This window comes from Paenibacillus lutimineralis, assembly GCF_003991425.1.
GTDB lineage: Bacteria > Bacillota > Bacilli > Paenibacillales > Paenibacillaceae > Fontibacillus > Fontibacillus lutimineralis.
Genome location: NZ_CP034346.1, coordinates 670,738 through 684,910, shown reverse-complemented (window position 1 = coordinate 684,910; position 14,173 = coordinate 670,738). Strand labels below are relative to the sequence as shown.

General features: G+C 47.7%; 12 protein-coding genes and 1 pseudogene. 6 read left to right on the top strand and 7 right to left on the bottom strand.

Annotation, left to right across the window (positions count from 1 at the left end; translation table 11 throughout):
* Positions 1-89 precede the first annotated feature (89 nt).
* From EI981_RS02915 to EI981_RS02905, 3 genes are all read right to left on the bottom strand, one after another.
* On the bottom strand, positions 90-1,076 hold the full coding sequence (locus EI981_RS02915) for an ABC transporter substrate-binding protein (protein WP_126995289.1): 987 nt from the start codon (positions 1,074-1,076) through the stop codon (positions 90-92).
* Between the two features lie 158 nt (positions 1,077-1,234).
* Positions 1,235-2,251 (bottom strand): helix-turn-helix transcriptional regulator, encoded by a 1,017-nt coding sequence (locus tag EI981_RS02910; RefSeq protein WP_126995287.1) that lies wholly within the window; start codon positions 2,249-2,251, stop codon positions 1,235-1,237.
* Between the two features lie 403 nt (positions 2,252-2,654).
* Complete coding sequence (locus EI981_RS02905; RefSeq protein WP_126995285.1) at positions 2,655-3,632, bottom strand: diaminopimelate dehydrogenase; 978 nt, start codon at positions 3,630-3,632, stop codon at positions 2,655-2,657.
* Positions 3,633-3,895: 263 nt separating this feature from the next.
* On the opposite strand from EI981_RS02905, the gene EI981_RS02900 reads away from it, so the two are divergent.
* Positions 3,896-5,668 carry a copper resistance CopC/CopD family protein gene (locus tag EI981_RS02900; protein ID WP_126995283.1) on the top strand — a complete coding sequence of 591 codons (1,773 nt, stop codon included), beginning with the start codon at positions 3,896-3,898 and terminating at the stop codon, positions 5,666-5,668.
* Between the two features lie 19 nt (positions 5,669-5,687).
* Positions 5,688-6,419 carry a YcnI family copper-binding membrane protein gene (locus EI981_RS02895; RefSeq protein WP_126995281.1) on the top strand — a complete coding sequence of 244 codons (732 nt, stop codon included), beginning with the start codon at positions 5,688-5,690 and terminating at the stop codon, positions 6,417-6,419.
* 95 nt (positions 6,420-6,514) lie between these two features.
* Here the strand turns inward: EI981_RS02895 and EI981_RS02890 are convergent.
* A pseudogene (locus EI981_RS02890) lies at positions 6,515-7,724 on the bottom strand (SLC45 family MFS transporter).
* A gap of 124 nt (positions 7,725-7,848) precedes the next feature.
* Positions 7,849-8,577 carry a glycerophosphodiester phosphodiesterase gene (locus tag EI981_RS02885; protein WP_126995279.1) on the bottom strand — a complete coding sequence of 243 codons (729 nt, stop codon included), beginning with the start codon at positions 8,575-8,577 and terminating at the stop codon, positions 7,849-7,851.
* 458 nt (positions 8,578-9,035) lie between these two features.
* On the opposite strand from EI981_RS02885, the gene EI981_RS02880 reads away from it, so the two are divergent.
* The 4 genes from EI981_RS02880 (at position 9,036) to EI981_RS02865 (ending at position 12,349) form a co-directional block, all read left to right on the top strand.
* Positions 9,036-9,260 carry a PspC domain-containing protein gene (locus tag EI981_RS02880; protein WP_126995277.1) on the top strand — a complete coding sequence of 75 codons (225 nt, stop codon included), beginning with the start codon at positions 9,036-9,038 and terminating at the stop codon, positions 9,258-9,260.
* Between the two features lie 39 nt (positions 9,261-9,299).
* The gene (locus tag EI981_RS02875) at positions 9,300-9,968 is read left to right on the top strand and encodes a PspA/IM30 family protein (protein ID WP_126995275.1); all 669 of its coding nucleotides are present in this window, start codon (positions 9,300-9,302) and stop codon (positions 9,966-9,968) included.
* A 254-nt stretch (positions 9,969-10,222) separates the two neighbouring features.
* Positions 10,223-11,452, top strand: coding sequence for a hypothetical protein (locus EI981_RS02870; protein ID WP_126995273.1), 1,230 nt, complete (start codon positions 10,223-10,225; stop codon positions 11,450-11,452).
* A 30-nt stretch (positions 11,453-11,482) separates the two neighbouring features.
* The gene (locus EI981_RS02865) at positions 11,483-12,349 is read left to right on the top strand and encodes an ABC transporter ATP-binding protein (RefSeq protein ID WP_126995271.1); all 867 of its coding nucleotides are present in this window, start codon (positions 11,483-11,485) and stop codon (positions 12,347-12,349) included.
* 287 nt (positions 12,350-12,636) lie between these two features.
* On the opposite strand, the gene EI981_RS02860 is transcribed toward EI981_RS02865, so the two are convergent.
* Both EI981_RS02860 and EI981_RS02855 read right to left on the bottom strand, forming a co-directional pair.
* Positions 12,637-13,578 (bottom strand): SPFH domain-containing protein, encoded by a 942-nt coding sequence (locus EI981_RS02860; protein WP_126995269.1) that lies wholly within the window; start codon positions 13,576-13,578, stop codon positions 12,637-12,639.
* Positions 13,578-14,084, bottom strand: a complete 507-nt coding sequence (locus EI981_RS02855) for an NfeD family protein (protein ID WP_227011664.1) — start codon at positions 14,082-14,084, stop codon at positions 13,578-13,580. The genes EI981_RS02860 and EI981_RS02855 overlap by 1 nt, the downstream gene beginning before the upstream one ends.
* Positions 14,085-14,173 lie beyond the last annotated feature (89 nt).

Sequence of the window (14,173 nt, the reverse complement as noted above, 5' to 3'; positions counted from 1 at the left end):
GTCATTTAATTGGTCTCCAGGTTCATGCCCTTTATCAGCCGTCCAACTCCTTGGATAAGAATTTGGCGTAGCACCGATTGCAGCCTGTCCTATTTGGCCAAAGCTTTCATAATCGATTCGATGCCGTCGATTTTGGCCAGAGCCATAGGCCCCGGAAGCGAGGGGTCCTCCAAGAAGTACACATGATCTTGCTTGACGGCGTTCAGACTGTTCCATACCCCATCGTCCTTCAAATCATTGCGAACCCCGCCCTCAACAGGCGTCTGCCAATTGTTGATGAGAAACAAATGATCCGGGTTCAAGTCAGCCAATCCTTCCAGCGTCAGCTGCCCCACATTGGATGTCAGACCAGGCGGCGGTGTCAGCCCGAGGCCTTTATAAAACGGATCAAATCGGCCGTCGTTCCAAGTAACGAACTGTTTTTTACCGGAATACATCGCGAACATAACCGTTTCATTATGGCGGAAAGCTAATTTTTCTTTGTACTCTGCAGACTTGCGGTCAAACTCCGCCAGCACCTCGGTTGCTTTCTGTTCCTTGCCTATAATTCGGGCGATTTCCTGCAGTGTCTCACGCCAATCCCCCGCTTGCGGCAGCACGACCGTCGGAGCGATTTTACTCAATTGTTCATATTGCTCCGCCATGTCATCCGCTGCAAGAATAAGATCGGGACTTGAAGCGAGCAGCCTCTCAATATCCGCTTCCATTCCTAGATCAGTAATCGATTTGCCGGCCAGACGTTTACTCAAGCTTGGAAAATTGCTTATAATTGTCTCGACGCCTTGGGCCGAGACCGGATATTCATCCAGAACGGCCAGATAATCCACGAATGCGATGTAAGGCGTTGCAATTTTTTCCGGCTTTGCTTCAATGACTGTCGTGCCGCTTAAATGCTTGATTGTCCGCGGATAGTCCTCTTCTGAAGCCGCTGCTTTCGTTTGCGCCGTTGGTTGATTCCCCCCGCTTGCCTTCGTTACGGTTTCTCCCGTTCCTTCTGCATTTTGCACGCCGCAGCCAGCTATTCCTATCGACGCAGCCAACAATAACAGGACTGCCTTGCTCTTTATTCTCTTCATCCGTTTGAACCCCTCCGTGTCGCATGCTCTTTCATCAGCTTCTATATAAGAGCATCCATTTTTGTGATAATGATTCTCATTATCTATGGATGCATTTTAGCATGCCACATCGACGAGTCTCTACCACTAGGCGGAATACGTCCGGCGGTTAGCGGGAATTAGAGCAAAGATGGATAGCGGCCAGACTCTGTCTTTACCTCCTTAATAAACAAACCGGGATTAACTCCATATTTACTTCGGAAAGCTTCCGCGAAATAACTCGGGTTAAGGTAGCCGACCGCGCATGCCGCTTCACCTACATTGACCCGGCCCGTCTGCAACATGAGCATCGCCTGTCTTAATCGCTCGTCTTTTAGATATCCAAAAACGGTTGTACCATATAATTCCTTAAAACCTGCCTTCAGCTTATAATCGTTAAGGCCGATCAGTCGCGACAATTCAATCAGCGTTGGCGGATCGACTAAGCGCTCCTTCATAATGAGCCGGGCCTCTCGAAGCTTATCCATCTCATCCCGCGATAACGCCACTGCTCGGGAAGACTCATCTTCCTCCTTCAAGCACATGCGGCAAGCCAGCATAAATATCTCCAGCGCATGACACTCCAGTTCCAGGTTGCAGGCTCCGGGCTTGCCGACGGCAGACGCGAAGCGCTTCAACAGAAATGAAACAGCAGGCCCGATCTTCTCTTGAAAGACCCGCAAGTGCCGACTGCCAATGATCCGCTCAAAATCAACCATAGCTCCTGTATCCCATGCCTGTTCCATGAAGCCGTTAAACGTCTTGACGGGAATCCCGATGGACAGCATTCGGAACGGCTCTCCTCCGGCAAATTCAAACTGAGCGGCGCCAGGCTTCCCAAATTGCAGCGCAAAGCTCCCCGCCGTCGCTTGATGACTGCTGTCCGGCAAGCTAATTTCCCGCTTCCCCAGCAAGCAGCAGTTTACTTCCACCATCGCCGCACGGGGTTGAAGCGAAAAAGCATAATCCTTGTTCAAGGTGAACTCGGATACGACGATTTCCATATCACTCCTTTGCGACCAACGTCTTATCGATTTATGGCCAAACTCCGGCTGCTCCGGCAATTGCCCGGCAAAATCCTTCCGTATCTCCGGCAGCCCCGCATGAATGGAATCAAAGAATAAATCAAAGTTCTCGTGGAAATCGGACTTTTCCATTGTAACCTCACACGCCTCCCCGCTGACCTAGTTCCCCTGAACAAGCCATTGCTCATGCACTTGAACCCTGGCCTCCGACTGCTTACGATCAAATTGATAATGATTATCATTTTCATTATGGATTATACGTGACAATTGCAAGAGTTTCAATTGAAAAAGCTGCTCCACTCATTTTTCGTTTTAATCGGATGGCTGAGGCGGCTAGCCCAAATCTCCATCACTGCACATGCAAGCCAGCATGCATCGGTCGGTTACACCGGCTGGGAGAAATATGCAGGTCCCTGTCACGATTCGGCACTCACCATATAAAATGAGCCTATGCCGGGCCTGCATGTAAGAGAAAAGCCTAAGGCCGACGGCCCTAGGCTTTTCTTACATGCTCTACAAAGTTTGTATCCCGCTATTACAGAATTTCCTTACGAAGCTGTTCTGGCGATTTCGGAGACATCAGTCCAAACGGAATATCGAATACCGTTCTAGCTCCGGACTGACCAGCTTGGGACAATTTGTATACCGCACGCGCATAAGCTACCAGCACACTGGCTGTAAATTCCGGATTGCTGTCCAATTTAAGCGCAAATTCATAAATTTGCGTGTTGTTCTCCCCAGTCTTGCCGCTTCTGAGTACCATTCCACCATGAGGCATTGCCGAATGATCCTTCTTCAGCTCTTCTTCACTAATAAAGTGAACGATTGTATCATAATCCGCGAAGTAGTTCGGCATTTCCTTGATTTCGCTCTCGATCTTAGCCAAATCAGCCCCTTCTTCAGCAACGACGAAGCACTCACGCAGATGCTTCTCGCGCGTCGACAATTCCGGATTCTCGCCCTTACGTACACGCTCAACTGCGGCTTCCACGGGAATTGTATATTGAACACCGTTCTTGACGCCGGCTACACGGCGGATCGCATCGGAATGCCCTTGGCTAACCCCTTTGCCCCAGAAAGTATATTCCTTGCCTTCAGGCAGTACGGATTGTGCAAGCAGACGATTAAGAGAGAACAAGCCTGGATCCCAGCCTGTGGAGATCAAGCTAACATTGCCACCTTTGGTCGCTGCATCATTAACTTGTTCGAAATACTCCGGAATTTTCGCATGGGTATCGAAGCTGTCCACCGTATTGAACATAGCCGCGAATTCCGGTCCTTGCTGAGGAAGGTCGGTTGCAGATCCTCCACAAAGGATCAAAACGTCGATATCGCCCTTGTACTTCTCAATTTCAGAAATATGTACGACGCCATTTGCAGCCGCTACATCGTCTGGGTTTCTTCTTGAGAAAATGGCGCGCAATTCGATGTCAGGATTTTGTTTGATTGCTTTCTCTACACCGCGCCCTAAATTTCCATATCCTACAATGCCTACTTTAATAGTCGATGTCACTAAACCTTCCTCCTTCAAATAATAGCTCTTCAACTATTTTAGCTCACTCTTGTCCATTTTTAAATATTTAACATAAAAAGTAAGCGCTATTCCCTTCATTACAACTCGGATTTATTGAAATTTTCATATTTTAGACATACTTAGTACCGAATTTACAAATCGAATAGCCCATTATAGCCATACTCATTCTGTAAAAATAATTTTAAAATAAGGGTTAAGTGTAACAAATATCATTGCATTTATATATAAGGCGGTGTGCAACTGTGCAAATTTTTAAATCCATATCTTCCCGCTGGATGCTTCCGCTTCTATTGATCGGTATCATCTCTATGATCTACTATCCTAGTCTGGCATCCGCTCATGCGACCGTCACCTCTTCCTCCCCGGCGGCGAATGAGATTCTGGCATCGCCTCCTAAGGAGGTCTCCATCACTTTTAATGAATCGATTGAGCAAGCCTTCTACTCCATCATAGTAACAGAACCGGATGGAAGGCGCGCCGATCAGGGTGACGCTGTCATCGATTCAGAACGTTCTGATCGACTGGTGGCCAGCCTGAAGAATGACTTGCCGAACGGGATCTACAGTATTAAATGGAAGGCTGTATCCAGCGATGGACATGCCATTAGCGGAACGATTCCCTTTGGGATTGGTACTGATGGGAGCGGGTATGCCATGCATACTCCCGCCGGGAATGACAACGCGCTGCCCCGGGCAGGCTTAATAATCATCCGCTGGCTGTTCTACATCGGGTTAAGCCTATGTATCGGCACCATATTCTTCCGCCTATTACTGCTTCCCACTGGAGCCCGAGTACTTCGCGGCAGCTCTTTACTTGAACAGCGCAGTCTACTGCTGCTCTACATGGGGCTCGTCTGTACTGTAGCCGGGGTATTGTTCAGTCTTCCCCAGCAAACAGCCAGTGATGCAGGTGTCTCATGGACCCAAGCTTGGGACCTCGATTTGCTGCAGGAGACTCTGCGCTTCACCAGCTTCGGACAAGTCTGGACCTGGCAGGTCATCCAAGTCATGCTACTCGCTGTATTCATCATGGGGCTTTGCTACACGATTTCCGGCGCCGGACAGGACGGCCCGCATGATAGCGGCATGAAGCTCATGGACAAGGACCATCACAAGGCTTCAGACAGGGCTACTTCCAGTTTCATCGGACAGGAGCATCTGTGGTCCTGGCTCGTGCTTATCGCTTGTATCGGCCTGATGGTCGCCAAAGCCTTCATTGGTCATGCAGCCACAACCAGTCATAAGCTAATGGCTATAAGCGCTGACTTCATACATCTACTCACGGCCGTAATATGGCTTGGAGGTATTCTATCAATTGCCTTCCTGCTTCCGGCAGTTCGCAGACATACCGAGCAGTCAGACAGTCTAAGGCCACTTTATTGGGGAGCTATCCGGCGTTTTTCTCTGCTGGCCTCACTCTGTGTATTGATGTTGCTGCTCACCGGGGTCTATGGAGGCCTTCTGCATATTCCAACTTTGCATGCGTTATGGAATACCCCATACGGGCTTGTCCTACTGGCAAAATTTGCGCTTATGCTCATCATGCTGGCCCTTGCTTTATCGGCATTCCTGCGCGGGAGAAGAAGCACCCGACCGCTCGGACGCGGCGTATGGTACGAATTCTGCTTCGGTGCTGTTGTACTCGTACTTGCTGCTGTTCTAGGAAATCTGCCTTCTGCCTCCTCCGCACCAGGGCCGGTATCGCTTCAGGCCACAACCGAGGATGGATACCGGATCACACTGAGTGTCAGTCCAAACCGTCTAGGCGAGAATCACTTCAGCCTGGAGATCCAAGACTCAAGCGGAACCAAGCTTAACAATATTGAGCAGGCTACTATCAGCCTGACTTCCAGAGAGATGGACATGGGCGTTATTCAGATTGAAATGCCAGGTTCATCACCGCTGGAAGCAGATGAGATGATTACGATGGGCGGGGAATGGAATGTACGCATTCACATTTTGTTGTCCACACTCGATTCCATTGATCATGATTTTATTCTACAGAGCGGAAATTAAAGAATAAGGAGCGTTATGCATGAACAAAAATTTCACTAGATTAACTACACTATTGTCAGCCGCCGTATTATTTCTCATCCTATTTGCAGGTAACGCCAGCGCCCATGTTACCATATCGCCTAACAGTTCCGCGCCCGGCTCCTGGGAAACCTACAGCATCAAGATTCCATCGGAGAAGGACCTCCCCACAACCAAAGTGGCTTTGAAAGTCCCGGAAGGCTTTGACTTTAAGCAGTATCGGCCGGTTCCAGACTGGAAGGTAGAACTAACGAAGGACGAGTCCGGCCAGATTACTACCGTAATCTGGTCTGCGGAGAAGGATGGAATTGGCCCGGGAGAGTTCCAGCAATTTGAATTTGTCGGCAAAAACCCGGATAATGAAGCGGACCTGGCCTGGGACGCCTTTCAATACTACAGCGATGGAAGCATCGTAGAATGGACGGGCGCGGAAGGGTCAGACAAGCCTCATTCGATCACCAAGATTACAAATGACCCACAGGCCGGCGGTACCGCGTCTCAGGGAAATGACCATCATGATGCTTCCAGCGATTCTGCTGCCCAATCAGACAGCCATAATGCTCAGGATACCAACAGTACCAACAGCAGTCAGGGCAACGCAGCGCAGCAGACTGCCGAACCTGCCCAAGGTCAAGGTTCAGGTACATCCACAACTTCGATTATTCTGTCCACTGCGGCGTTGATCGTCTCCATCATCGCTCTGTTCCTCGCACTGCGCAGAACTAAGCGATAAGGCAGGCTATAGGACATAAACAAAAAGCACCTGCATGAGGAAATCCATTCCCCTATGCAGGTGCATTTTCAGTTGCGGTCAAAAGCTCATCTCTATTACCTAATTGGCAGCTGCGAACCGTCCTTCGGCTGCCCGGAGGATCTCTTCTCGGATGCAGCCCCGAATAAGCAGACCAGAGCAAGGAGCATACCAAGCGAAGCGCATACGAACAGTGCAGAATAGCCAAATATATCAATGACCCAGCCCAATAGCGGTGGAGAAGATATGGCCGCCAGAGACGATACAAAATAATAGATCCCTGTTCGCGTGCCAATGCTATCTTCACGGCCAGTCGAAATGACCCATGGGTAAGAGTTAATGTTAATGCATGCCCAGAAAATACCGCCAATAATCAGAAGCACTCGCAGCCATAATACGGAATCGACAAAGATCAATGAACCGAAAATGACAAACAGACCGCCTACCCCGATTGAAATGATCCTCTTCTTACCGAACTTGGCCCCAAGCCAGCCGCTTGGGAGGGCGAACACGAGAAAGGCAAGCGAGAAGAACGTCAGCGAGAATGAAGCCTCACTATCAGACATGCCGATATATTTGGTGCCATACAGGGTAAATAAAGCCTCGACCCCTTGATACGCGACGAACCAGAAGAAGATCGCGCCCAATATGAACAGCGTCGTGCGGTTCAGCTCTTCCTTAATGGAGATTGGACGGATCGGCTTCGCAGCCTCCTCCTGGCTTAGCAGCGTTACCGGCTCTCGGATGACTGCTTTTAACACAACTAAGGAACCTAACATGACAATTCCTGCAAACAGAAATGGCATATACGAGCTGATCCCGTACATCTTGGAACCGAGGGCAAAAGCCAACACTGAGCCTACGCCGCCCATAAAATTAATGATTCCATTGGCCTTGGTACGATTCTTCTCCTCTGTGATATCAGGCATCAATGCAACCGTCGGCGACCGGAACAAGCTCATCGACAAATTCATTAACACCATAAACAATACCAGGGTGAGGAAGCTTGTATGCCAAGGAATAAGCGCTGCGAATACCGCGCCAAGCGGCATCCCAATTAACAGATACGGCATCCTGCGTCCGTATCTCGTATTCGTTCTATCACTGCGGTGACCGATCCATGGCTGTAGAAACATCGCGAAATAATTATCAATCGTCATCATAAACCCTATCATCGCTGTGCTCTTCAAATAATTGTCCAAGAACAGCGGTACGAAGGCGTTATAAAGCGCCCAGGTCAAACTGATGCTAAAAAAAACCGAGTCCCAGCAGCCAAGTTTTCTTCATTCAGTCACGCTCCCTATTTAAAGGTTGTTTAAAAAGTCGCCCTAGCTTCATCCAACTGAAGCGTTTCGAAGAAACGCACATCGGAAGCAGAAGCTTCGGTGCTGAAAGTCTGACTTTTTAAATACTATTCTGATAATAGCTGTGCCAGTCTATCTGGATAATCGGTAATAATCCCCGCTACCCCAGCCTGGATCAAAGCCTTCATCATACTCTCTTCATTTACAGTAAACGGATGATAAGCAACTCCATGCTTGGCCGCCTCGGCAACCAACTCTGGCGTCAGTGCATACATGTATGCATGCAGCGCATCAGCACCGATCCCCTTCGCATACACCCATGGCTCATACAACCCTTCACCATACAGAATGCCAGTGCGAATATCTGGCGCGATCTGATGGCATTCCCGCAAAGAATAATGATTGAAGCTGGAAATAATCGTTCGATCCACCATCCCATAGCGCTTAATCATCTCGATTACTTTTTCCTCTAATTCAGGATACTGGATGAAGCCATTCTTCAGCTCGATATTCACGATAATCCCCTTATCGCATGTAAGCTCTAGCAATTGCTCCAGAGATGGTAGCCTCTCATCTGCAAAATCGGCATGGAACCAGCTCCCGGCGTCCAGCGTCTGAATTTCCTCCCAGGTCAAGTCCTTCACCAACGCCTTCGTTCCCGTGGTCCGCTCCAGCGATTCATCATGAATCAGCACGAGATGGCCATCCTTCGTCATCTGCACGTCTGTCTCAATGCCGCTGGCACCAAGCTCCAAAGCACGGACAAAAGAAGACATTGTATTCTCAGGACAATAAGCGGAAGCTCCACGATGGGCAAAATTTATCAAGTTAGTCACGTTGTATCCTCCTTAGGCAAATCCTATTTTTTATAAATAATATTATCCATAAGCCTAGTATAATCCTGCAATGTTAAGCCTGTATTACCTTTTTTGTATTTGCCCCCAGTCTTGTGGCGTGCTTCTCAGCCCGACTAAGGTCTAGTTCACAAACCATCTTAAGCCCGTTATCCCGAGAACCGAATCCATATACAATAAAAACATAAGAAAACGACACACAATCAAACAACCAAGTAACCAAGCGATTGAATTTAAAGTATACGTTCAAAAAGGTCGGTTTTCAGCACCGAGAAGGTTGGATGAAGCTAGGGACCGAGGAGCACAGCGTACGTAGTGGGTACGTGAGCACCGGAAGGCCCGGGTGAATTCAAGATTCGATGCCGAAAAACTACTTGGTTCACTTCGTGATCAAAAGCGGACTTTTTGAACTACCTCTATAAGAAAGTGAGTGTTGAAAAATGAAAAAATTGTACCGTTCTGTAACAAACAGACAGGTGAGTGGGCTTTGCGGAGGTATCGCAGCATGGCTCGGCGTTGACCCTACGGTAGTACGGCTCGTGGCTGTTGTAGCTGCCCTCTGCAGCTTCGGCACAGTGATCGCCCTCTATCTGATCGCTACCCTGATCGTTCCAAAGGAACCGATCGGCGGCGCCGAGTACTTTGATCATTTCAGCAATTACTAATCACAAAATACGAATCCAAATTCAAAGGAGCAGATAACAATGAGTATATTTGAGAGAATCTCCAACTTAACCAAAGCGACCGTCCATGAAGTATTGAACAAACTGGAAGATCCGGTCCTTATGACTGGGCAGTATTTGCGGAATATGGAAGAAGATATCCGCAGGGCTGAAGAGAATATCAAGGGACAGCAAAGAGCAGCCGGCGTAGCAGAGAGAAAATTAAATGAAGCCGTACAATCCGTTAAAGAATACGAGCTCCGCGCCCTCTCCGAGCTTCAAGCAGGCAATGAGGCCGCAGCCCGTGAAGCAGCTATACTCAAGATTCAATTCGAAGACAAAGTGCAGCAGCACACCTTGGAAATGAACCAAGCGAAGGAACATGTTCTTGAACTTCAGCAGCAATTAAGCCTAGCAGAGGAAGAATATGCCCGCCTTAAGGAAAAGCGCAATGAATTGGCAGCCAGAGCTCAAAAAGCTAAGGATCGCGCCGCAGTACAGCAGCCAAACTTCAGTCGTGGTATCGAGGGCGGCGATGCGGCACGGGGATTTGAACGGATGGAAGAGAAGATATTGGAGTGGGAGACGGACCTCGACCTTTCGCTTAATTCCCGAGGCATTCATAGCGAAGCCTCAAACGCAGCTGATTCTACAGCAGTCAATGAAGAACTGGATCGGCTGAAAGAACAGCTCGCCAAGCGCAATTCCTAAGCGGTTTATTATACACAGGGCTGCTGGACAACGGAGACATGATTCGTTGGTCAGCAGCCCTGGCATTATACATAATCTGTCAGAAAAGAAAGACATCGCGTCCATTTGGCAGCCTCCCTCCTATACTCGCCATATACATATAACGATTAGGACTATCCCCTCCTTCTCTTTATAACATTTTGTTCTGACAGTCCGTTTTATAAGAGTCATTACATACTTGAGAATAAATTATGGCAAATAAGAGGAATCGTTCGATGAAAACTATAGTAATGCTTGAATACAAAAGGCTTTATAAAAATTATGGCTGGCTTATGATCGGAGCCGCTGTATTGTTAGCTGCATTTCTGAGCAATCCGATACTCCCTAGCTACCTGGCAGAGAATCAGGCGGTTTCTTTGTTCACACATCATTTAAGGACTCTCGTTCTTTGTACAATGCCGCTATCGATCGCCATGATCTTGAAAGAACACAAAGGTACCTTAACGAATCATATATTATTCTCTCAACCGATCCCGCTTTATAGCATCGCATTGGGAAAATGGCTGACCGTCATATCCGCCTATCTCTTCTGTTCCCTTGTCAGCTTAGCCCTGTACTCGGTGAGTCCATTACTCATTGGGCGATCGCCTTACAATGTAATGAAGCTGTTGTCTGCGTTTGTCAGAGTTGATGTTCCTGCTGTATTAATCGCTTCCCTGTTCTGCAGCGTTCTATATATTTTATTGCGCAGCAAGATTGTCTCTTATGTGGGAATGCTCTTAATCGCAATCTATGTCCCAGCTATTTTCGATTTCACTTTATTGGCTTTGATGGTCTTCATCCTGCTTCTTACAACCTATGTATGGCTGTACTGTGCCCAGTTGAACCAGGACAGATCCAACCTGGATGATTCAAGAAAATGCAGAAGAAAAGTTAGGAAAATATGTTTTTCTTACAATCAAGCGATTCTGCTTAAAGGAGCTGCGCCCGTCATCACAGTTATGCTACTCCTTTGCATGTATGCGTTTATTTCAAAAGATCACTCTTTCTGGTCCATTTTTAAATATGTTATCGTGCTGCTACCTAGCTGCATACTAATTCCTATACATTCGGAGATATATGGAAATAAGCGGGCCGGGTACATTTATACGAGCAGTACGCCAAGGTATAGAATTATGCTCGAACGCTTTATTTTTGGTGCGTTAGTCTCGGAATCATTGATTACCTTGATGTATATGGCGGCGCTTCTGTTCGGACTCGAGAATGGCATGGCTAGATTGTTGATCCTTTATAGTTCCAGCCTGCTCCTGGCTGTAGTTGGACTGACCACTGCGAATATTACAAGAAATAGTATGGCCGGTTATATCGCTTCATTACTACTATGGGGTGCGGCACTATTAGACGGTACAAACCTCGAGGGAGCGCTCTGGACGATCGTTTTGATCATCATCGCAGCGTTGCTGTTTATTTTGAATGTATCCGCCATGAAGGATAGAAAGTCATAGACCAGGCCCACCCGACCTAAGGAGGTAACAATGAATAAGCTAGAAGTTGCGAACGTATATAAATCCTTCAGGAAGAATGAAGTGCTTAAGGACATTAATTTCAAAGCTAATACAGGTATATTGGGTATTCTGGGGAATCACGGGTCCGGTAAGACGGTATTAATGAATTTGATCTCCGGATTAACAAAACCGACGCAGGGCAAGGTTCTCATCAACGGGCTCGATACCGTAGACAATTCGATACAGGTCAAAGAACGGGTAGGATATCTCCCACAGGACTTCAGTCTATATGATGAGCTCAACGCCTACGAAATGCTGGGCTATATCGGCAAGCTCAACAAGATGGGTACTAGGCAGCAAATCGATGATCGTATCGATGAAGTACTGGAGTGGGTCAACCTTAAAGGTGCCGCCTATCGGAAAGTCGGTTCATATTCACTGGGAATGCGGAGAAGGCTGGGGATTGCCCTCGTCATGATCAAAGATCCGGACATTATTCTTGTCGATGAACCAACCACTGGACTTGATCCGCTGGAGCAAATCCGGTTTCGAGCCTTGCTGGCCGCACTGGGAGAGCGTAAGCTCATCCTGCTGTCGACCCATCATGTAGATGATATTGCAGCTATTTGCGACCAGCTCATCTTCCTCAAGAACAAAACCGTGGACTTCTGCGGAACTCCGAATCAGTGGCTAGGTGGCATCCAAAGCCGGATTGCTGAGACTGTAATAAGAGACCGCAATCAATTAAGCGAATTGGCCCGGGAATATAAAGTGATCTCAATGAAGCAAGTAGAGAGCGGAGTCCATGTCAGACTCATCCTCAGATCTACTGAGCCATACTTCCCCTACACATTAGTGAATACGGAGTTGGAAGATGCCTTGGTCTACTACTCCTAAGTTGATTAATGGGCCATTAAATCTCTAACGAAACTACAGATCGTTATTCGGCAAAAACAGCCTGAAAATAAATCTAACGAAACTACGGACCGTTATTTGCGGGATATGAAGCCCTTAAGCCCCTATTTCACAAAAATAACGTTACCCCGTTTCGTTGGCATTCCCAGAGGCCTCTTTTAGCCTAAATAGCGATACCTGGTTTCGTTAGCAAAAGGAGCCATCCCTTAGCAGCGCTCATAGCTGCCGGGATGGCTCCAACTATTACACAAATCTTATGTTAGGAGGGCTTACTTCGCGCCCTTCCCTTCCTTAAACAACTCACCGATCGCTCCAAGACTTCCAAGCGTCTCAACTGCGTTAGATGGGATAAACACTTTATTGGCTGGTCCCTTAGCTACTTCCTTCAACGCTTCAAACGACTGATAAGCAAGAACCTGCTCGGTCAATGCGGCATCGCGCAGCAATTGGATCCGCGTGTTCTCCGCTTCTGCTACGACCTGGATCGCTTTCGCTCGCCCTTGTCCTTCCAGTTCCTGCGCCTGACGCAAACCTTCCGCTTCACGAATCCGCGCTTCTTTATCCCCTTCCGCCTTCAGGATCTTACTTTGCTTATCCCCTTCGGCACGAAGGATCATATCTTGCTTCGCTGCTTCCGCCTCAAGGACGATGGCCCGTTTGCTCCGTTCTGCCTTCATTTGTTTGTCCATCGCTTCTTGGATATCAAGCGGCGGCTTAATATCGATAACTTCAACCCGCTCGATCCGCACGCCCCATTTTTCTGTAGCTTCGTCCAAGGCGATACGAATTTCTGTAGAGATTTTCTCCCGTCCGGACAGCGTCTCGTCTAGCTCCAGCTTACCGATGATTTGACGCATCGTTGCTGTAGAAATATTTCTTACCCCGTATACATAATCCGAAATTCCATAGGTAGCCTGCTCCGGCCCTACAACTTGATAGAAGATAATCGTGTCGATTTGCACCTGCACGTTATCCTTGGTAATAACCGTCTGCGGCGGTACATTAGCCTGTTGAATCCGCAAATCATGAAACACACGAACCTGATCGATCACCGGAATCAAAATATTAAGACCCGGATTTAACAGGCGATTAAACTTCCCGAGGCGTTCTACGACACCCACGCGTTGCTGTGGTACGATCTTAACAGTAAGTGAGATAAATACAACAACAACTAGAATAATAACAAGTATAACTATCCATTCCCAGCTCATTAAGTGAAATCCTCCCATCTTTCTACTTCAATAATTGTACTGCTTCGCTTCAGCACCCGAACCAGTTCATCCTTCTTCAGAGAACGCACTGATGTAGCACTCCAGGTGTCTCCGCCAATCTTCACGATTCCGAACTGTCCCTCTTCAATAGGTTCAACAACGACTCCCTGCTTACCTGCCAGTTCTGTACCGGTATCCTCATACCCCTTGGATGAATTACGAATTTTTCGCGATAATGGCTTAGTAAAGATCGTAAGCACAATAGCCACTACACAGCCTGCTAGAACTTGCAGGATATAAGCATCTGGAGCTATCCAGCCGACAACCGCTGCGACTACTGCACCAATACATAACCAGAGCACGTAGAATGTCAGCGTCATCATTTCAAATACGAGTAATACTCCTGCGGCAATTAGCCAAAGCACCCATGCATCCATTCTGACAGATACACCACCTTTCCGCGTATTAATACTAGTATATACGAGAACAGCGGCAAAGCGTCTCATTAATTTGCAAAGATTACTGATAGTATACCTGGAATATGTCAATTTTTCAGTACTAATGTTGGAAAATGTATAATTCTCTCCGAAAAAAA

Coding starts and splice junctions, on each gene's coding strand:
- EI981_RS02915 (WP_126995289.1), bottom strand. CDS start 1,076: ATGAAGAGAATAAAGAGCAAGGCAGTCCTGTTATTGTTGGCTGCGTCG.
- EI981_RS02910 (WP_126995287.1), bottom strand. CDS start 2,251: ATGGAAAAGTCCGATTTCCACGAGAACTTTGATTTATTCTTTGATTCC.
- EI981_RS02895 (WP_126995281.1), top strand. CDS start 5,688: ATGAACAAAAATTTCACTAGATTAACTACACTATTGTCAGCCGCCGTA.
- EI981_RS02880 (WP_126995277.1), top strand. CDS start 9,036: ATGAAAAAATTGTACCGTTCTGTAACAAACAGACAGGTGAGTGGGCTT.
- EI981_RS02875 (WP_126995275.1), top strand. CDS start 9,300: ATGAGTATATTTGAGAGAATCTCCAACTTAACCAAAGCGACCGTCCAT.
- EI981_RS02870 (WP_126995273.1), top strand. CDS start 10,223: ATGAAAACTATAGTAATGCTTGAATACAAAAGGCTTTATAAAAATTAT.
- EI981_RS02865 (WP_126995271.1), top strand. CDS start 11,483: ATGAATAAGCTAGAAGTTGCGAACGTATATAAATCCTTCAGGAAGAAT.
- EI981_RS02860 (WP_126995269.1), bottom strand. CDS start 13,578: ATGAGCTGGGAATGGATAGTTATACTTGTTATTATTCTAGTTGTTGTT.
- EI981_RS02855 (WP_227011664.1), bottom strand. CDS start 14,084: ATGAGACGCTTTGCCGCTGTTCTCGTATATACTAGTATTAATACGCGG.